17 protein-coding genes are annotated in these 19,693 nt (G+C 45.9%); 8 read left to right on the top strand and 9 right to left on the bottom strand.

Features of this window, described 5'->3' with window-relative positions:
• Positions 1–4: 4 nt before the first annotated feature.
• From BLU98_RS06645 to bglX, 6 genes are all read left to right on the top strand, one after another.
• Positions 5–1,486: a RagB/SusD family nutrient uptake outer membrane protein gene (locus tag BLU98_RS06645; protein WP_092723246.1), complete on the top strand. Its 1,482-nt coding sequence runs from the start codon at positions 5–7 to the stop codon at positions 1,484–1,486.
• A 26-nt stretch (positions 1,487–1,512) separates the two neighbouring features.
• Complete coding sequence (locus BLU98_RS06640) at positions 1,513–2,349, top strand: LamG domain-containing protein (protein ID WP_026772791.1); 837 nt, start codon at positions 1,513–1,515, stop codon at positions 2,347–2,349.
• 1 nt (position 2,350) lies between these two features.
• A complete protein-coding gene (locus BLU98_RS06635; protein ID WP_257574768.1) occupies positions 2,351–4,018 on the top strand; it encodes a glucoamylase family protein in 1,668 nt (555 codons plus the stop codon).
• A 90-nt stretch (positions 4,019–4,108) separates the two neighbouring features.
• Positions 4,109–5,428 carry a glucoamylase family protein gene (locus tag BLU98_RS06630; RefSeq protein ID WP_026772790.1) on the top strand — a complete coding sequence of 440 codons (1,320 nt, stop codon included), beginning with the start codon at positions 4,109–4,111 and terminating at the stop codon, positions 5,426–5,428.
• A gap of 3 nt (positions 5,429–5,431) precedes the next feature.
• Positions 5,432–7,177, top strand: a complete 1,746-nt coding sequence (locus BLU98_RS06625) for a family 43 glycosylhydrolase (RefSeq protein ID WP_092723244.1) — start codon at positions 5,432–5,434, stop codon at positions 7,175–7,177.
• A 40-nt stretch (positions 7,178–7,217) separates the two neighbouring features.
• On the top strand, positions 7,218–9,494 hold the full coding sequence (gene bglX, locus BLU98_RS06620; protein WP_092723242.1) for a beta-glucosidase BglX: 2,277 nt from the start codon (positions 7,218–7,220) through the stop codon (positions 9,492–9,494).
• A 41-nt stretch (positions 9,495–9,535) separates the two neighbouring features.
• Here bglX and BLU98_RS06615 read toward each other — a convergent pair whose 3' ends face one another.
• The 8 genes from BLU98_RS06615 to moaA all read right to left on the bottom strand — a co-directional run bounded on the left by BLU98_RS06615 (position 9,536) and on the right by moaA (position 17,219).
• A complete protein-coding gene (locus tag BLU98_RS06615) occupies positions 9,536–10,798 on the bottom strand; it encodes a DUF1501 domain-containing protein (protein ID WP_092723240.1) in 1,263 nt (420 codons plus the stop codon).
• A 26-nt stretch (positions 10,799–10,824) separates the two neighbouring features.
• Complete coding sequence (locus BLU98_RS06610; RefSeq protein ID WP_092723238.1) at positions 10,825–12,564, bottom strand: DUF1800 domain-containing protein; 1,740 nt, start codon at positions 12,562–12,564, stop codon at positions 10,825–10,827.
• A 114-nt stretch (positions 12,565–12,678) separates the two neighbouring features.
• Positions 12,679–13,611, bottom strand: a complete 933-nt coding sequence (moaCB, locus tag BLU98_RS06605) for a bifunctional molybdenum cofactor biosynthesis protein MoaC/MoaB (protein ID WP_257574767.1) — start codon at positions 13,609–13,611, stop codon at positions 12,679–12,681.
• Positions 13,593–14,039, bottom strand: a complete 447-nt coding sequence (locus BLU98_RS06600; RefSeq protein WP_092723235.1) for a molybdenum cofactor biosynthesis protein MoaE — start codon at positions 14,037–14,039, stop codon at positions 13,593–13,595. Before BLU98_RS06600 ends, moaCB begins: the two co-directional genes overlap by 19 nt.
• Before the next feature lie 20 nt (positions 14,040–14,059).
• Positions 14,060–14,290 carry a MoaD/ThiS family protein gene (locus BLU98_RS06595; protein WP_139173858.1) on the bottom strand — a complete coding sequence of 77 codons (231 nt, stop codon included), beginning with the start codon at positions 14,288–14,290 and terminating at the stop codon, positions 14,060–14,062.
• A gap of 4 nt (positions 14,291–14,294) precedes the next feature.
• Positions 14,295–15,032 (bottom strand): sulfite exporter TauE/SafE family protein, encoded by a 738-nt coding sequence (locus BLU98_RS06590; protein ID WP_257574766.1) that lies wholly within the window; start codon positions 15,030–15,032, stop codon positions 14,295–14,297.
• A 9-nt stretch (positions 15,033–15,041) separates the two neighbouring features.
• Positions 15,042–16,226 (bottom strand): molybdopterin molybdotransferase MoeA, encoded by a 1,185-nt coding sequence (locus BLU98_RS06585; protein ID WP_092723231.1) that lies wholly within the window; start codon positions 16,224–16,226, stop codon positions 15,042–15,044.
• A gap of 12 nt (positions 16,227–16,238) precedes the next feature.
• On the bottom strand, positions 16,239–17,219 hold the full coding sequence (gene moaA, locus BLU98_RS06580) for a GTP 3',8-cyclase MoaA (protein ID WP_092723229.1): 981 nt from the start codon (positions 17,217–17,219) through the stop codon (positions 16,239–16,241).
• Between the two features lie 88 nt (positions 17,220–17,307).
• Between moaA and BLU98_RS06575 the strand changes: the two genes are divergently transcribed.
• Together BLU98_RS06575 and mobA are read left to right on the top strand one after the other, a co-directional pair.
• Positions 17,308–17,607, top strand: a complete 300-nt coding sequence (locus tag BLU98_RS06575; RefSeq protein WP_092723227.1) for an Rdx family protein — start codon at positions 17,308–17,310, stop codon at positions 17,605–17,607.
• A 16-nt stretch (positions 17,608–17,623) separates the two neighbouring features.
• On the top strand, positions 17,624–18,208 hold the full coding sequence (mobA, locus tag BLU98_RS06570) for a molybdenum cofactor guanylyltransferase (RefSeq protein ID WP_257574765.1): 585 nt from the start codon (positions 17,624–17,626) through the stop codon (positions 18,206–18,208).
• Here the strand turns inward: mobA and BLU98_RS18055 are convergent.
• Complete coding sequence (locus BLU98_RS18055; RefSeq protein WP_092723223.1) at positions 18,194–19,693, bottom strand: rubredoxin; 1,500 nt, start codon at positions 19,691–19,693, stop codon at positions 18,194–18,196. The two genes, mobA and BLU98_RS18055, sit on opposite strands and share 15 nt — an antisense overlap.

The following is a 19,693-nucleotide window of genomic DNA, read 5'->3' as shown; positions in this document are numbered from 1 at the left end:
AATCATGAATCTTCATAATAAAACATATCACCGTTATTTCATCTCCGGCGCTTTGTTGGCACTGGTGGTGTTTACCGGATGCAACAAAACATTCCTGGATGTGCCGCCGCAGGGGCAGCAACCCAGTCAGCAATTCTGGAAATCAGATGCTGATGCTGCCAAGGCCGTGAATGCGATGTACGCCAATTTACATGAATGGAAGAATATTGCTTTCGCACCCATTGCCGTAGAAAGTATGGGCTCGGATGATGCAGAAAAAGGAAGCAGTCCGAGTGACGCTACCTTCATGAATAAATTCCACAACTTCACTGCTACTTCCACAGAAGGACAGATTGCCGACTTCTGGGCAGGTCAATACCAGAACATCAATTTCGCCAACCAGGTATTAGACAATGTTCCCGGTATTACTATGGATGATAACCTTAAAAACCGTTACCTGGCAGAAGCTAAATTCATCAGGGCTTATTCCTATTTCAGGTTGGTACGCGCCTTCGGCGATGTGCCATTACGTTTAACAGTACCTAAGAGTGCTGCTGAATACAATGTTCCGCGCACACCAAAAGCGCAGGTATGGGCGGCTATTGAAAAAGACCTCACAGATGCGGCCGCTGTTTTACCGCAGTCTTATGGTGCAGCCGATGTAGGACGCGCTACAAAAGGGGCAGCCCTGGGTATGCTGGCCAAAGTATCTATGTACCAGAAGAAATGGCAGGCAGTATTCGATCTTACAACACAGGTAATGGGCATGGGATATAGCTTGTTCCCCGACTTCGAAAAACTTTTCCGCACCCAAAATAAGAACAGTTCAGAATCTGTATTTGAGATACAGTGCAAACTGATACTGGGTAACAAAGCTGCTTCCAATTCGCAGTATTCCCAGGTACAGGGTGTTCGCGGATCTGTAGGTGGTGGATGGGGTTTCAATGTACCCACACCCGATCTCGTAGCTGAGTTCGAACCGGGAGATACACGCAAAGCAGGTACTATTATATTCAGAGGAGAAACCACTGCCGAAGGAGATGTAATACCGCCTACAGGTGACAATCCCATGTACAACAAAAAATCTTATGTACCCTTTAGCCAGTATGTATCCGGTTACAATGAAGGAGCTGACCAGGATTTCATGGTATTGCGTTTTGCAGACATCCTGCTTATGAATGCAGAGGCCAGCAATGAACTGGGCAAACCAGCGCAGGCCCTGCTATCACTCAATAAAGTACGCGCCAGGGCCCGTGGCGGTAATCCTGCTGTATTACCTGATGTTATCACAACCGATCAGGGCGCACTCCGCAATGCCATCTGGCACGAGCGCCGTGTAGAACTGGCCATGGAATTCGACCGGTTCTTCGACGTCATTCGCCAGGGCCGTGCGGCCACTGTGTTCGGACCGAGGGGATTTGTAGCGGGCAAGAATGAAGTGATGCCTATCCCTCAGAATGAAATAGACCTGAGTGCAGGTGTACTGACACAAAATCCCGGGTATTAATTCTTTGACAATTAAAGATCTTTTTTATGAAATATATTAACAGACAACTATTGTTCTCACTCATCGCAGGTAGCAGTATGTTGCTCAGTTCCTGTTATAAAAAATTTGATCCTTCGAGCTATGCACCTGCCTTATCTATTGGCGGATATACCAGCGCTAAAAGCATTGCTCCCGGCAACCTGGTGGGTTACTGGTCGTTCGACAATAATGTAACTGACAGTGTAACGAATACAGCAGGCACGAATGTTGGGGTTGGTTTTGTGAATGGCATCAAAGGATCAGCTATGCAGGGCGGCAACAACAAATATGTTTTGTTCAATCCGGGTTCGGGTATTCAGAACCTGCAGAGTTTTACTGTTACTTCGTGGGTCAACAGTCCGCAAAACACCAACGGTATTGCCGGTATTCTCGATATAGCCAATACCAATTCATTCTGGGGCAACCTCACCATCTTCTTCGAGAATGGGGGTACTGCCACCAATGCCAACCTGAAAGTACACGTGAATAACAATGGCAAAGACGCCTGGCTGGGTAATTACAACATCACCAATGCCTGGAATGTGTGGATGAATATTGCCGTAAGCTATGATGCAGCCAGCTCTACTTTCAAAGTATTCGTGAATGGTTCTAAAATTGCCACCCAGGTAGTGGCTAATTTCGGACCGCTGCAATTTCAGAATGCCACTAAAATGGTATTCGGAACCGTGCAGTTTCAAACAACTCCCAGTCTTACTTCTGCAACAGGTTCTCAACCATGGGCCAGTTTCATGACCGGTCAATTGGATGAAGTGCGCATTTACAATAAAGCGCTGGCAGAAACTGATATCAATGCATTGGTAAAACTGGAGGGAAGAGGCAAATAACATGAAACCTCATTATCTGGTGGCGATGGGTTTACTGATGCTGGGTGCAGGCTGTGGTAAAACGGGTAATGATACCCGGCCTGCACCCACGCCACCGGCTTCATATAGTTTCAATACTTTAACAGTGAACGGCGTTTTCAACGGGTTCAATTATACAAGCGTGAACTACACACCTGTGATCAGGCTGAACTTCACCGCGAAGTTGAACCGTACCAGTGTTGCAGGCAATATCGTTTTCAAAGACAACAGTGGAGGCGTTGTTGCTTACACAACCGGGTTTGAGAATAACGATAGCACCGTTATCATTCAACCTGCCCAGGCATTGCGGCCGTTGAACAAATACAGCATCACCGTATCGCAACAACTGCAGTCTTTTCCGGGTGGCTACCTGCAATCCGGTATTACCGTGAACCTGCAAACAAAGATCGATTCTACCAGGAAGTTCCCGTTGATCTCAGATGACTCATTGCTTACGCTGGTGCAGCGACAGACTTTTACTTATTTCTGGGATTTCGCACACCCGGCAAGCGGACTGGCCAGGGAAAGAAATACCAGTGGTGATGTGGTAACCAGCGGTGGTTCGGGCTTTGGCATCATGACCATTCCTGTTGCCGTTAACCGGCAATTCATTACGCGTGCACAGGGATTGGCAAGGATGCAACAGATCGTGGGATTCCTGAAAAATACAGCGCAGAAATTCCATGGCGCTTTCCCGCACTGGTTGAATGGAGCCACCGGTGTTGTTGTTCCTTTTAGCGCAAAAGACAATGGCGCCGATTTGGTAGAAACAGCTTACCTGATGCAGGGCCTGCTCTGCGCCAGGCAATATTTCAATGGCAGCGATGCCGCAGAAACAGCATTGCGCGCCGATATCAATACATTGTGGAATAATGTTGAATGGAATTGGTTTCAACAAAATAACCAGAACGTGCTGTACTGGCATTGGAGTCCCACCGATGCATGGGTCATGAACATGCCCATCAAAGGATGGAATGAAGCATTGATCACTTACGTGCTGGCGGCTTCATCCAACACTTATGCCATTCCTAAAACGGTGTATGATGCCGGATGGGCTGGTGCCGCCAATTTTAAAAACGGCAATACTTATTATAATTACAACCTGCCATTGGGTCCATCGATGGGAGGCCCTTTGTTCTTTGAGCATTATTCTTTTCTCGGCATCAATCCCAATGGGTTAACAGATGCTTATGCAGATTATACCATACAGACCAGGAATCATACACTGATCAATTATAATTATTGCAAAGCCAATCTCAAAAACCAGGTGGGATACAGCGATAGCTGCTGGGGGCTCACTGCCAGCGATATCCCGAATGGATATACGGCCAGTTCCCCTACCAATGATGTAGGTGTGATTGCACCTACGGCAGCGCTTTCTTCCTTCCCTTATACGCCCAAAGAATCGATGCAGGCGCTGAAATTCTTTTACTATGTATTGGGTGATAAAATATGGGGGAACTATGGCTTCGCTGATGCTTTCTCATTGAACGATGGCTGGTTTGCCAGTTCATACCTGGCCATTGACCAGGGACCCATTGTAGTAATGATTGAAAATTACAGAACCGGGTTGCTTTGGAATTTATTTACCAGCTGTCCCGAAATTAAAACAGGCATGAAAGCGCTTGGATTCCAGGCTGCTTATCTATAATATTAACATGTAGTGCCATTAAAATGTCACTATCAAGATATATAATTAGGTATTATACTATTACTTACGTACGATTATAAAATAAAAGACATGAAAAAATCATTGAGCGTATGGCTCTGCATTTTATTGAGTACTTCTCTTTTCGCACAACAGATACCTGTTGCCAGAACAAAGAACCTCAGCGATACGGCTTTACTGGAATTGGTACAAAAGCAAACCTTTAAATATTTCTGGGATTTCGGACACCCTGTAAGCGGTATGGCCCGCGAAAGAAGCAATGTGGCTTTCAATTATGGTCATGAAGTAGTAACCACCGGCGGTACCGGCTTTGGCGTGATGGCCATGGTGGTGGCAGCAGAAAGAAAATGGGTGCCTCGCGACTCCGTAGTGGCAAGATTATTGAAGATGGTTAAATTCCTTTCCAAAGCCAATTCCTATCATGGTGTTTTCCCGCATTGGTTGAACGGGGCAACCGGACAAACCATTCCCTTCAGCCGGAAAGACGATGGGGCAGACTTAGTGGAAACCTCATTCTTATTCGAAGGGCTCCTCACTGCGCGTCAATATTTCAATGCGGGCAATAAAACAGAAACCGAATTGCGCAACCGCATCAACAGCTTGTGGAATGAAGTGGAATGGGATTGGTTTACCAGGGGCGGACAGGATGTACTCTACTGGCATTGGAGCCCCAACAATGACTGGAGCATGAACCATTCGCTCCGCGGATTCAATGAATGCCTGATTACCTATGTACTGGCAGCCAGCAGCGAACGGTACCCTGTTCAAAGCAATGTGTACCATCGCGGATGGGCCATCAACAATTATTTTAAAAACGGAAAAGAGTTCTATGGTATCAAACTGCCGCTTGGCTTTGATTATGGGGGGCCGCTGTTCTTCACACATTATTCTTTCCTGGGTCTAGACCCGAGAGGATTGAAAGACCGCTATGCCGATTACTGGCAGCAAAACCAGAACCACACGCTCATCAACCATGCCTATTGTTTAGATAACCCCAAAAAATTCAAAGGTTACGGAGCAAATTGCTGGGGCCTCACTGCAAGCGACAACCACCAAGGTTATAGCGCCCATTCACCCACCAATGACCTGGGTGTGATCACACCTACTGCCGCGCTCTCGGCATTTCCTTATACGCCTGAATTTTCAATGAAAGCATTGCGTCATTTTTACGACGACCTGGGCGATAAGATATGGGGTGAATATGGTTTTACAGATGCTTTCAGTGAAGAACATAACTGGTATGCTCAATCGTACCTGGCCATTGACCAGGGGCCGATTGTTGTGATGATCGAAAACTATCGTTCGGGCTTGTTGTGGAAGCTCTTCATGAGCTGTCCCGAAGTTCAACAAGGATTGAAGAAACTCGATTTCAAATCACCGTCTATCAATTGATCTATGAAAAAGGCAAAGATTTATTGTTCCATTGCACTGGCATTGTTGCTGAGTACAAAAAGTTTCTCACAGCAACGTACTTATTGCAACCCGATTAACATCGATTACGGTTATACGCCTATTCCCAATTTTGCTACCGAAGGGAAGCACCGCGCCACAGCCGATCCGGTAATCGTAACATACAAAGGCGACTATTATCTCTTCTCCACCAACCAATGGGGTTATTGGTGGAGCAGTGATATGAATCACTGGAATTTTGTTTCACGGTCGTTCTTACGACCCGAACACAAAGTGTATGATGACCTGTGTGCGCCGGCAGTATGGGTGCAGGGAGATACTTTGCTCGTTTTCGGCTCCACCTATACTTCCAAATTTCCCATTTGGATGAGTACCAATCCCAAAGCCAATGAATGGAAAGAAGCCATTCATGATTTCACACCGGGGGGCTGGGATCCCGATTTCTTCAGGGACGATGATGGCAGGTTGTACCTATATCATGGCAGCAGCAATCGCTATCCCATCTATGGTGTAGAAGTGGATCCCAAAACATTTCAATTGATTGGTGCCAGGAAAGAAATGTATTTGCTGGAACCTTATAAATATGGATGGCAGCGCTTTGGAGAAAACCTCGACGATATTTTTCTCGATCCGTTTATTGAAGGCGCATGGATGACCAAACACAATGGCAAGTACTACCTGCAATATGGCGCTCCGGGAACAGAATTCAGTGGTTATGCAGATGGCGTGATTGTAGGTAATGCCCCGCTTGGGCCATTCAAGCCGCAGCCCATGCCCTTCAGTTATAAGCCTGGTGGCTTTGCACGTGGAGCGGGGCATGGCGCTACTTACCAGGACAAATGGAAAAACTATTGGCACATATCCACCATTGGCATATCGGTAAAAAACAATTTCGAGCGGCGGGTAGGCATCTGGCCTACTGGTTTCGATAAAGATGGGGTGATGTATTGTAATACCGCATTTGGTGATTATCCGACTTATCTGCCTGATGGCCCTGCTGATCATTTGAAAGGGAAATTCACCGGATGGATGTTGTTGAATTATAACAAGCCTGTAACCGTGTCTTCTACCCTCGGCAGTTACAGCGCCAACAACGCTGTTGATGAAGACATCAAAACCTATTGGAGCGCTGCTACGGGCAATGCAGGAGAATGGATCGTGACCGATCTAGGAAATATCAGTACGGTTAATGCTGTACAGATCAATTACGCAGATCAGGATGCGGAATTTCTGGGTAAATCGCACGATGTATATCATCAATATCAGTTATGGTATTCTGCAGATAACAAGCACTGGCAATTATTGGCAGACAAAAGCAAGAACAAAACCGACGTGCCGCACGACTATGTTGAGCTGGACAACCCCGTTAAAGCCAAATACATCAAGCTGGTTAACCTGCACATGCCTACCGGCAAGTTTGCCCTCAGCGGCCTGCGGGTTTTTGGCAATGGCGGCGGCGCCAGGCCAGATACGGTTCAGCACTTCATCGTTTTGCGTACGGAGAAAGACAAGCGCAGCGCCTGGATCAAATGGCGTTTATCTGGCGATGCCTATGCATACAATATCTATACCGGCACAGAGCCCGACAAGTTATACAATTGCATCATGGTGCACAATACCAACCAATATTTTTTCAAAGCAATGGACAAAGACCTGCCTTTTTATTTCCAGATTGAAGCCATTAATGAAAATGGCGTATCGGAACGCACCAAAGTGATCAGGTCTGAATAACTTTACCATACCAAATTCCTTTTACCATTCATCCAGCAATATGAAAAAGAATCACTTCATCGCCTTTTTGGTGGCTATCGCCTGTAGCTTCAACGCCCTGGCGCAAACGCCTTCATCCTCCAAAATGAATGCATTCATCACCGGCCTCATGAGTAAAATGACCCTCGATGAAAAGATCGGACAGCTCAACCTGCCTTCTGTGGGTTTTGATGTAACCGGTCCTATTTTGAGTCAGGGAGTGGAAGGAAAGTTAGAGAAAGGTTTAGTAGGAGGTGTGTTTAATACGTATACACCTGCTGCCATGCGCAAGTTGCAGGATATAGCTGTTAAAAAAACGCGGTTGAAAATACCTTTGCTTTTCGGTTATGATGTGATCCACGGGCATAAGACTATTTTTCCTATACCTCTGGGTTTAGCTGCAAGCTGGGATCTCCCGTTGATAGAAAAAACTGCCAGAGCAGCTGCTGATGAAGCCAGTGCCGATGGTTTGAACTGGGTGTTCTCTCCCATGGTAGACATAGCACGCGATCCACGCTGGGGACGGGTTGCAGAAGGCAGCGGTGAAGACACATGGTTGGGATCTCAGATTGCAAAAGCAATGGTGATAGGATACCAGGGGCATGATCTCACGAAACAAGATGCCGTAATGGCTTGTGTAAAACATTTCGCACTCTATGGCGCTGCGGAGGCAGGAAGAGATTACAATACGGTGGACATGAGTGAGCGAAAAATGTTTGAAATGTACCTCCCTCCTTACAAAGCCGCTATCGATGCCGGTGCCGGATCGGTAATGAGTTCTTTTAACGATATCAACGGAATTCCTGCCACTGCCAATCAATGGTTACTCACAGATGTGTTACGCAAGCAATGGGGTTTCAAGGGTTTGGTGGCTACAGATTATACTGCGATTTTGGAATTGATGAACCATGGATTGGGTGATGAAGCACAAGTGGGTAAGTTGGCGCTGATGGCCGGCTCTGATATGGATATGGTGAGTGAAATATTTCTCAACCGGTTAAAAAAACTGGTGACGGACAAAAAACTGGATGTGCATTATATAGACCAGGCTTGCAGGCGTGTGCTGGAAGCGAAATACAAACTCGGGTTGTTCAATGATCCTTATCGGGGAGTAAGTGAAGAGCGCGCAGCAAAAGAGATCATGTCTTCAGAAAAAATGGAACTGGCCAGAACAGCCGCTACAAAAAGTATTGTGTTGTTGAAGAACCAGGACAATATCCTTCCTTTGAACAACCAACAGCGTATTGCATTCATTGGTCCGCTTGTAAAAGATCAGCGTAACCTCATCGGTTGCTGGAGTGGCGCTGGTGACTGGAAAAAAGCCACCAGCTTTTGGGAAGCGCTTACAGCACAATACCCGCAAAACAATTTCAGCTATGCCAAAGGCGCAAACCTTATCGATGACCCTGTACTGGTGAAAAAATTAAACCCGCATGGAGCCGCTATTACAGCAGACAGCCGCAGTGTAAAAGAGCTGATCGAAGAAGCCGTTGAGCATACCAATAAAGCAGATGTAGCTGTTGTATTCCTGGGAGAATCTGCGCTGATGAGCGGTGAGGCTGCCAGCAGAAGCGATATCAGCTTACCCGAAAACCAGCAGGTATTGCTACAAGCGTTAAAAGCAACCGGCAAACCCATCGTATTGGTGCTCATGAACGGCCGTCCGCTGACATTACAGTGGGAAGATGCCCACCTGAACGCAATAGTAGAGACCTGGTTTGCAGGCATGAAAGCCGGCAATGCGATTGCAGATGTTCTTTTTGGCAAATACAACCCTTCTGGAAAATTGACCATGACTTTCCCAAGAAGTGTTGGGCAGATACCCATTTATTACAACGCCAAAAGCACGGGCAGGCCTTTCAGTGAAGGGCAAAAATATACCACACAATACCTCGACGTACCCAACACGCCATTGTATCCTTTTGGTTACGGACTGAGCTATACCCATTTCAATTACAGCGCCGTCAGTTTGAATAAAACAAGCATCAAACCTTCAGAAAAGCTTACTGCTACTGTAACCATCAGCAACACTGGCAAATACGATGGAGAAGAAACGGCGCAGTTATACCTTCACGATGTAGTGGCTTCTGTAACAAGGCCCGTAAAAGAATTGAAAGGCTTTCAAAAGATATTCCTGAAAGCAGGTGAATCAAAAACCATTTCATTCACCATCGGCGCAGCCGATTTGAAATTTTACAACACCAACATGAAATACGCTTCCGAACCGGGAAAATTCAAACTCTTCATCGGCACCAATTCACAAGAAGTAAAAGAAACCGAATTCGAACTGCTGCCTTAACTCATTGTCGAATTGTCGAATTACCTAATTGCCAAATTAACTCATGCTTTCATCAACATCAATTCTTTCCCTCCCCATTCCGGGAATAAAGTTTTATCATCGTTGATCTTAAGATGACCGTTGGCCACCGCGCTGAACACCGACCTGAAATCGGTACTCACCGGCAGGTCGCGGCCATCTTCGAGATCGGCCTTGGCTAATGATTTGATGTTGTTGTACACTTTTCCGCCTGCTACATCATTACCCAATACAAACAGGCAACTTGCCCTGCCATGGTCTGTGCCTCCGGTGCCGTTCTGGTATGCCGTTCTTCCAAACTCGGTCATGGTCATCAGCGTTACTTCATCCTGGTAAGCAGCCAGGTCTTGCCAGAATGCAGCAATACTGTTACTGAAATCTCGCAGGTTATTTGCCAATGCACCAATGGCCGTACCCTGGTTATAATGTGTATCCCATCCGCCGCTTTCGGCAAAAGCCACTTCCATGCCCACATCCATCTTGATCAATATGGCAATCTGTTTCAATGCATTTCCTAATGGCGATGCAGGATACATCACACCTTGTGCGGGTTGGTAATTCCTGATATTGTTCACGTTCAGCATCTTCATGGCATCGAAACTTTCTTTGCCTGCCTTGTTCAATATTTCGCTGGAAGTCTGGTCGTACAATTGCTCAAAAGATTGAGCTACCGCATGTGTTGCTACCGGGTTCCCCCTCATCTGTATGGCGAAATCCTGCAGGTTGCTGATGGCCAACGCTTCATTATCTCCATAAAAACTCCTGGGCAAAGCGCTCGTAAGACTCACTGCACGGAAAGGAGTTGCTGCATCATGCCCCGTTAAACCCACCGCCCTGTTCAGCCAACCACTTGCCGTTCCTTTGTTGAAGGGTGTTCCACTTTCCATATAATCCTGTGCATCGAAATGGCTGCGCGTATTATTCGGACTGCCTACTCCATGCACAATTGCCATGCGCCCCTCGGCGAAAAAAGGATGCAAACTATTCAATGAAGGATGCAGTGCAAAACGTCCGTCGAGATCCGTCATGCTGCCTTCGGTTTTAGCAGGACTCATAAAGAGAGAGGGACGCAATAATTTGAGGTTGGGATCTGCATACGGACTTACTGCCATCAGTCCGTCCATTGCTCCACGTTGGAAAATACAGACCAGTACTTTATTTTTTTTATAAAGCGTCCATATCTTCCTGTTATCAGCAGCACGTGCCACAAAGCTTGGCACACCACCGAAGCCCGCTGCAAAAAGCGCCAGGGCGCCCGATTTCATGAATGCTCTCCTGTTGATCATAGAATATGCTTTATAATGTGATGGTGTTATTTCCGCTGGAATTCCGGCGACCCGATGAGGATACCTGTTATCTGCGATATCATGGTATTATTACCAGCCGCATAGGCCAATGTGAAATTGTTGTTCTTTTTATTCAGCGCAGCCAGGTTTAGTTTAACGCCAGGAATTTTTTCTGTAGCGAAAGCAAGACCGAAATTCATCCGGTTCAGCAGAGAGCCGGTATTGATCCAATATTCGGCCTTATCGGGAAAACCGGTGGGCGCCTGGTAGAAATAGAAACGTTGTCCCATTTTCATACACCATGCATAAATTTGAAAAGGCTGCTGTATATCTGCGTTGGTAGCTCGAATGGCGCTGATAGCCAATTCAAAAGGAGATTTTACTTTTTCTCGTAATGCTTTCTGGTCCCAGAACTCAGGACTGTTCACCATCGTAATCAACACCGCTTTAATATTGCCATTCGTTTGCAGAAAAACATCTGCCATCCTGTTCACCAATGCGGTAGCAGGTGTATCACATACAAAACGGTTAGCCAGTTTGGTAGCAATGAATTTAGCGGTGGAAGGATGTGTAGCCAGCATGTGCAGTACTTCCATACCCTCCTGGTAACCGCCGTTGGCCGGGAACCGGCGGCCGAGTATTGTTTTCTCTCCCTGGTCGTGCCGGTTGGCGCGAAATAAGAAATCACCTTCATGCACAAAGCCCTGCTTCTTCATTCGTTCTTCTCCCGCTATGTCCATTATTTTTTTGGCAATACCATTATTGTACAACGGTGCGGGAGCCCATCCTGTAAGTGCACGCGCCACTTCCGTCACATCTTTTTGAGTATATCCGCCGTCTACTCCCAGGGTATGCAATTCCATGATCTCTCTCGCATAGTTTTCATTCAACCCCTGTCTCTTCTGCGCATTCATCACCTGCTCTATCAGGCGCATACCGGCTTCACCAGTGGTATCGTTGTTGTTCATCTTACGCAACTGCAGTTTGCTCCTGAGTTGCTGTACATTGTTCTCCTGCTTGCGAATCAATTCATTGTTATTGCTTACGCTCGATGCATTGTCGAGGTATTCCAGCATGGCAGGGTGCTTGGCAGTAGCCACCAGCATGGTTTCAAAATTCCCCAGTACATTCGGGCGGATCGCATCCCGCTCATACGTTTGTATATACTGCTCACACTGGTTCTTGGTTAGTGATACATTGAAATGATTGAACCAGAAATCTGTGAGCACTTCTTTGAGTTGGTTCTGCCCATAAGCTGCACGGATGATTTTCTGGTTGATGAGTTCCCGTTGCAGGTCCTGCATCGGTTTATATCCGGTCTGTATCATGAGCGTATGCAACCTGTCCTGGTATTCTTTTCTGCCAGCCGATTGTAAGGAGTCTTTGTCTATCAGGTGCTGCATGATCAACACGCGTATCAACTGGCCCGGGTTGAGGTAGGTATTGACGATGGTACTATTATCAAGACCCAATGTATTATATCCTTCCAGCCGTTTGTTCACTTCATCATCGGGGAGATCGGCATTCAATTGTTGCTTCAGCCATTTATCAAGTCCCATAGATACCACTTCATCTACCTGTCCGGGTGTTGCGCCGAAACTGAAGCGGCTCAGCAGATGCGCCGCTGCCTGCCTGGAATCGAGGCCTGTTTTTTTGTACGGCATTTTTATTCGCGGTTCGGAAGAATGGCTCGTCTGAGCAAAAGCAGACAAGACAGTCATTACCGCTCCCACCGCAAAAGTCTTCGCCATCCGTTTCAGATTCATACGAACTTTTTTCGTTTGATGCGAAGGGTGCGAGAAAGTTTAATGGGATCACAAACATAAAGATGAGGTTCGTCCTGTTAAAGCAACGTTTTACCGACAAATGCTATCAAACTGTTAAGCGTGGCGCATTCCTTTGGCCACCCGGAACAGGTGTAATACGTAAGGGAACAATGCTTCCATTGTTTCTGCTGCACCTTTGGTAGAACCAGGCAATGTAATAACGAGGCTGTTTTGAATGAATCCTGCCACACCCCTGGAAAGCATGGCATAAGGCGTTCTTTGCTGGCCATAATTACGCGCCGCTTCCATGATGCCGGGAATCTCCCTGCTGAGTAACGGGCGAATGGCATCGGGTGTAACATCGCGGGGAGACAATCCTGTACCGCCTGTAAAAAGTACCAGGTGATAACCTTCTGATGCCAACTGTTGCGCTTTCTCTTGTATGAGCGCAAATTCATCGGGAATTACTTCATATATGGATGCCTGCAAATGATGTTGTTGTAATTTTTCTACTACCGTTCTTCCGCTGCTGTCTTCTTTCGAACCGGCAGATACTGCATCTGAACAAACGATCACTGCGCAACGCAGGCTATCGGTGAGTGTTTCATTAAAGGTGGTTTTGCCGCCTTTTTTAGACTCCAGGTGAATGTTGGTTATTTCAATGCCTTTGTCGATAGGCTTCAGCATATCGTACATGGTCAATGCTGTGATGGCAGCGCCATGCATCGCCTCTACTTCAACACCTGTTTTATAAATGGTGCGTACTTCAACCCTGATTATAATAGACAGTTCTTCTACCTGGTATTGTATAGATGCGTGTTCTACCGGCAGCGGATGGCAGTCGGGAATCACATCACTGGTTCGTTTGATGGCCAGCAATCCGGCCGCCCTGGAAAATTCGAATACATCGCCCTTGGGAACTGTTTTGTTTTGTACGGCATGGATCGTTAACAGATCAGATACTTTCAATACTGCTACTGCCACTGCTTCTCTCAGGCTGTTCGATTTGGAAGTAATATCTACCATGGTCATTGATTCGTTTTCCATTGATGGGTTTCATCTTCAAACAATTCTTTTCCCCACACAGGTAATTCTGCTTTGATCCGCTCTACCAGTTCGCTGCAAGCATCTGTTGCTACTTTCCTATGCGGCGCAGAAATAAACACAAACAAACAAATTTCACCGGCCTGCACATTGCCTAAGCTATGCCATACATGCATGCAGGTCAGCGCATATTTTGCAAATGTTTCTTCCCGTATTGCATGCATTTTTTCAATAGCCATTTCTTCGTATGCACTGTATTCAATAGCTGCCACTTTTTTTCCGTTGATCACATCGGCCCTTACCTGTCCCAGGAAAATACTGTGTGCGCCAATATCTGTTTTGGTTTGATGACCCTGTATTTTCTCTGCAATGAACGAAGCAGCAATCGCTCCGCGCAAAAAGAGGTTCTTATATTTCTTTACCTCGTTCATATTTTTATTGCAACCATTACTCACCCACCGGAAAAAGCAGGAAGCAATGCTACTGTTGTTGTATTGGTAATAGTTGTATTTTCTGTAATAAGATTTTTGTTCACCGCAATCCTGTAATGCATACTGCTCAATGCCGGGAACCGCTTGTTAATTTCCTGCACCAGTTGGTCTGTATCCCGCACATCGAAAATTTCCATTTCCGGCGCGGCCGCTTCTGCCAACTGTCCAAATAAAAGCACTTTTGTTTTCATACCATCAATGATGTTCAACCAGTAATTTATAGGATGCGATACATAATACCATGGCCAATGTATATTTTAATACCATTTGTGTCATGCGCATCGCTCCAATATATGCACCGCATAAACCGCCTGCAAATGCAATGGCCACATACAAATACATATCTCCATTGAAATGTATTCCATTGGTCATCTGACCCACCAGTCCTGCTATTGAATTAACAAAAATAAACAAAGCGCTGATAGCGGCTGTCTGCTTCATATCGGTCCACCGCAGGAGCAATAAAATGGGGGATAAAATAATGCCGCCGCCAATACCTATCAAACCTGAAAAAAAGCCAAGCGATGCGCCGATCAATAATGACAAACCAATGCTGGACTTTTTGCATTCCACCTTTCCGGTATATTGGAAAAACAGGAAACGGGCAACCGATATCAACAATAAAACACCCAGTATTTTTTTATAGGTAACGGCATTGATGGTGATTAGTCCGCCTACAAATGCCGCCGGCATAGACGCCACCGCCAAAGGCAGAAAGATGTTCCATTTGAAATGGCCTCCTCTGTAAAACTGTATAAAAGAAGTAAAGGATACAAAGAGATTCAGCATCAACGCTGTTGGTTTCATTACATCGGGAGCGATGCCATAAAGCGCCATCAATGCCAGGTAACCACTGGCGCCGCCATGCCCAACCGAAGCATACAGAAAGGCAATTACAAACAAGAGTACATAAAACAAGATCATTGGGTCCATCGTAAAAGATCAGCAGGTTAATAAATGTATTTCAACAAGGCTGCCTTCTTCGCAGCGCTCTGTTTCTTCATCTACTTTAATCAAACAATTGGCTGTTGCAAATGAACGCATCCGGTATGACTCCTGTGCATCCAACAGCGTCACCTTACTTCCATCATAATATCCTTTCAGGAAATGAGTCAATGCATTTGTTTTAGTATAAACGCCCTCAAGGGGTGTGCGAACAACTGGCAACGACAGGTTGCGCTTATTGAGCAAACTGATCGCATCGAGTACATACTCATAAAAACAGGTAAGCACCGAAGATGGGTTGCCGGGTAAACCAAATACAGGCTTATTCATTTTGATTCCTGAGTACAAAGGCTTTCCCGGTTTTTGTTTCACTTTATGAAAAAGAGATTCCACTTTGCATGCAGCCGCAGCTTCTGTAACAAAATCATATTTGCCTACGCTTACACCACCCGTGAGTAAAACCATATCGCTCTCATCCAACGCCTGCTGCAACATATTCTTCAACGTTCTCAGATCATCTTTTGCCCTGTACACTTTTATGCTTTCGATACCGAAAAACTGCAATACAGCAACCAATGCATAAGAATTGGATTCATATACCTGTCCGTATTGCAGGGGTTTGCCCGGATCCTGCAACTCGTTACCCGTAACGATCAGGCTGATTTCCGGGTTGGGATAAACAGTTGCTTTTTCAATTCCTATTCCTGCCAGAAAACCGATGGATGCAGGCGTAAGCAGGTGGCTCTTTTTCATAGCAATTTCACCTGCTTTTATTTCCGAGCCCTTCGGTCTTACGTTGGCACCGTGACGGATATGTTCGTCCTGCAAGGTCAGTGCATCATGCGTGGCATTGGTTTTCTCCTGCATGATCACCGTATCTGTTCCTGCCGGAACAGGCGCCCCGGTAAAAATGCGGAAAGCTTTACCCGGCATTTTCTTTTTGATAATCCCACTGCCTGCCGGTACTTCACCTGCGATCCCGAGAGGCTTTCCCGGTTGCCAGTCCTGGAATGCAAAAGCATATCCATCCATGGCCGATTGTGCAAAAGCGGGGATATCGAATGGTGCGTGCAGGTCTTCTGCCAATACTTTTCCGGCAGCATCTGCCAGGTGCATGGTTACCGGCTCTAATGCATGAAAAGCTTCGGCTATTCTTTTTTTGGCTTCTGTTACTGAGATCATCGTAATTTTTTATCAACCACCAATGGTGATCATGCTTCTGTTCTGGATTGTGTTGGCATACAGGTGTTCAAAATCTGTATTAAATTGTCCGCCTAATTCTTTTGCTTTCCCCCATATCGACTGTTGCACCAGCGGCACTACGGGTTCCCCATTTCTTAAAGCAGTAAGCAGATCGGTTTCTTCTTTGGAGAAAAGACAATTCTTCATTTTCCCATCAGCGGTGAGCCGCATCCGGTTGCAACCTCCACAGAAAGGTGCACTCATGGTACTGATCACTGCAAAGCTGCCTGCATGCCCGGGAACCTGGTATGCTTTCGCCGTATCGTGCGGCTTGCCGGGTAAAGCAGTGAAGGCATAGGTCTTTTCAATGGTATGCATCATTTCCTGCCAGGTAACCACTTTATTATTGGTCCACCTGTTGCCGGTAAAAGGCATGAATTCAATGAACCGGATATGAACGGGTTCCAGTTTTGTCCATTCAACAAAATCGGTCAGCTCATCTTCATTCAATCCTTTCATCACCACCACATTGATCTTAACATGAAAACCCCTGTTCAACAACAGGGCAATATTTTGCTTTACCGTATTAAAATGATTTTGCCGGGTGATGAAAAGGAATTTATCTGCCAACAATGTATCCAGGCTGATATTGATGGAACGGACGCCTGCGTCTTCCAATACCTGCACAAACTTATGCAGCCTTGTACCATTGGTAGTAAGCGTAAGCGCTACCGGTAATTTCGCGAGTGCTTGCAGAATAGCAGTAGCATCTTTGCGTACCAGCGGCTCGCCACCTGTGAGCCTGATTTTCTTCACACCCAGGCTTACAAAAATTTTTGCCAGCTCCTCAATTTCAGTTGCCTGCATCAATTGTTTGGCTGGGGTAAACACATAATCTTCTTCCGGCATGCAATAAAAACAACGCAAGTTGCAATTATCTGTCAGCGAGATACGCAAATAGTCGTGAGTCCTGTTATGTTGATCTACCAGCATATATATTCTTTTTCATCAACCAGCTCGAATAATCAGTAAATTTATGTAGCCTAAAGGCCCCAACCCAACTTTAATTTATACATTTTATATGAAGCCCACCATCACCATCACTTATTGTCCCAAATGCCACTGGCTGCTGCGCGCCGCTTATATTGCACAGGAGCTGCTGACCACTTTCGAGGCAGAGCTCAAAGCCGTTGCCCTCGAACCCAGCGAGACCAGCGGCGAATTCCACATCAGTCTCGACAACGAAAAAATTTTCGACCGGAAAGAATACGGTGGCTTTCCCGAAATAAAAGAGCTGAAGCAAGTCGTAAGGGACCGGGTTAGTCCGGGTAAAAGCCTCGGCCATGCCGATACCAAACCCCACCATACCGATATCCTTTAACAAAATAATTCAAATTATGTTGGGTATTATCCTTTGCGGTGGTAATAGTTCCAGGATGGGGAGCGACAAAGGGTTGCTCAAACTGGAAGCCAAGACCTGGGCGCAGACAGCCATTGATAAAATAACGCCGTTGGGGATACCGGTTAAACTTTCTGTGAACCAGCAACAATACAAAGATTACACAGCGGTTTTCGATGCTGCTGATCTGGTAGTGGATGCCCCTTCGCTGGATTTACGCGGCCCATTATTAGGTGTACTAAGCTGCCATCTGCAATATCCGCAGAGAGCTCTTTTTACACTTGCCTGCGATATGCCGCTGATGGAATCCACTTTGCTCAAAGAACTTCATGAACGATACCAACAGGCACCTGAAGCAGAAGCCTGCGTTTTCACAAACGACGGAGAACCGGAACCTCTATGCGCTATCTACAGTGCAAGAGGATTGGCTAAGATATTGGCGCTGCTACAGAATGGGCATTTGGCCAAACACAGTATGAAGTACATGCTCGATCATCTTAGTATTGTCTGCATTCCCATACAACCACAACAGAAAATCTCGTTCCGCAATTTCAATGCGCATGCAGAACTAAATGGTTTGTAGTTCAAGCCCGGCTTTTTCAATGCGCGTATAGCTCGATTTATCTGCATCGCATAATGGGCAATGGTAATCTTCATCCAATGATTCAAATGCAGTACCGGGAGCTGCTCCTTTCTCCAGGTCGCCAAACGATTCATCGTATATGGTAAAGCAATGCCGGCATTGGTGTACATAAGATAGCTGCTTCTTCAGTTCGGGTGCTTTCTCAGCAGCTACCTGTTTTTCCATGATCGCATTCTTATCTGCACGATTATTATAAAACGCAATCACCAAACGTCTCAACTGTTCGCCCAACAAGAATTTCGGATTGGCCCTGCTGAATACAAAGCCAGTGCGTGCATTCGGATTGAAATCATGTGCACAAAGGATATCATATACATACAGGCATTCCAATCCCCATAAGTTGATCAGTGGCCTGCGGCGTACCAATACACTACAGAATACTTCACTTTTTTTCCTGGTTTTGATACCAATGCATACACCGAATGTGCGGGTATCTTCATCATTCAATTTTTTAACCAGGTAATTTTTCAACTCCAATCCTTCACGGCAATGATCTTCCACCTGGAAATTCAATTCATTGGCAGCATGCCGCATGTTCACCTGGTACTTGTTCAGCAATTGATTCCATTTGGGCCGGTCTTTTTCCTCCACCCCTTTGATGATGATCGACTTCCAGGGCGTAGAACAAAGCTGGCCGATCTTGGTATCCAGGCAAAGTTTACACAGCGCTTTCAAAAAATCAACCGCAAACAATTCGTCGCGCCTGTAAATACCCACCCAGTATTTATCGTTGACCCTGTTCACCCCCTCATAGTAAGGCAGGTTGAAAGCAGGTAATGCCGCAGGTTTTTCAGCAGGCTTGGTAATGTATTGCTGTTTTTGAAGCAGTTGCATCAATGCTTCACCCTTCGCCTGTTTGTTGTCGTAAAACGCTTCTCTGTGCTGAAAGATCAGTTTTTCAATTTCTTTTGACACACCCGGAATATCATTGGTGTATACCATTTCATTCCATTCGTAAATACTGTTGGTCTTAGGAAAACGGATGAATAAATGCCAGAAATGAAGGGACGTAGCCGAAGCTACCCAATTAATATTGCCCGTAAGCATGGGTGTAAAACTCTGGTGACTGTCCGAAACATTGATCTTGAGCTCGGGCTCATAATCGAGTCCATCGAATATATCCTTGTATACACCTTCACTCAGCCAGGTATTGGTAATGAATATTTCCTCTGCCGGATAAGAGCTTACGATATTGGGATGTTGTTCATTATCCAGATCATAAGAAATGGCCAATTGACCCAATCCTTCACGAAGTATATGAATGGAATCAGCTGATGCATTCAACAGCAATTGCTGACGCAACCCGAAGCTTACATGCAACACGCCCGCCTTCCTTGCTACTACAAGGATATTATAAAGATCGCCTGGCGAGATAATTCCTCCCCTGAAGTTGATCTTGATAGTATGATTGCTTCGTATTCCCAT

The organism is Hydrobacter penzbergensis, assembly GCF_900106985.1.
Lineage (GTDB): Bacteria > Bacteroidota > Bacteroidia > Chitinophagales > Chitinophagaceae > Sediminibacterium > Sediminibacterium magnilacihabitans.
This window is presented reverse-complemented; position numbering and strand designations above follow the sequence as displayed.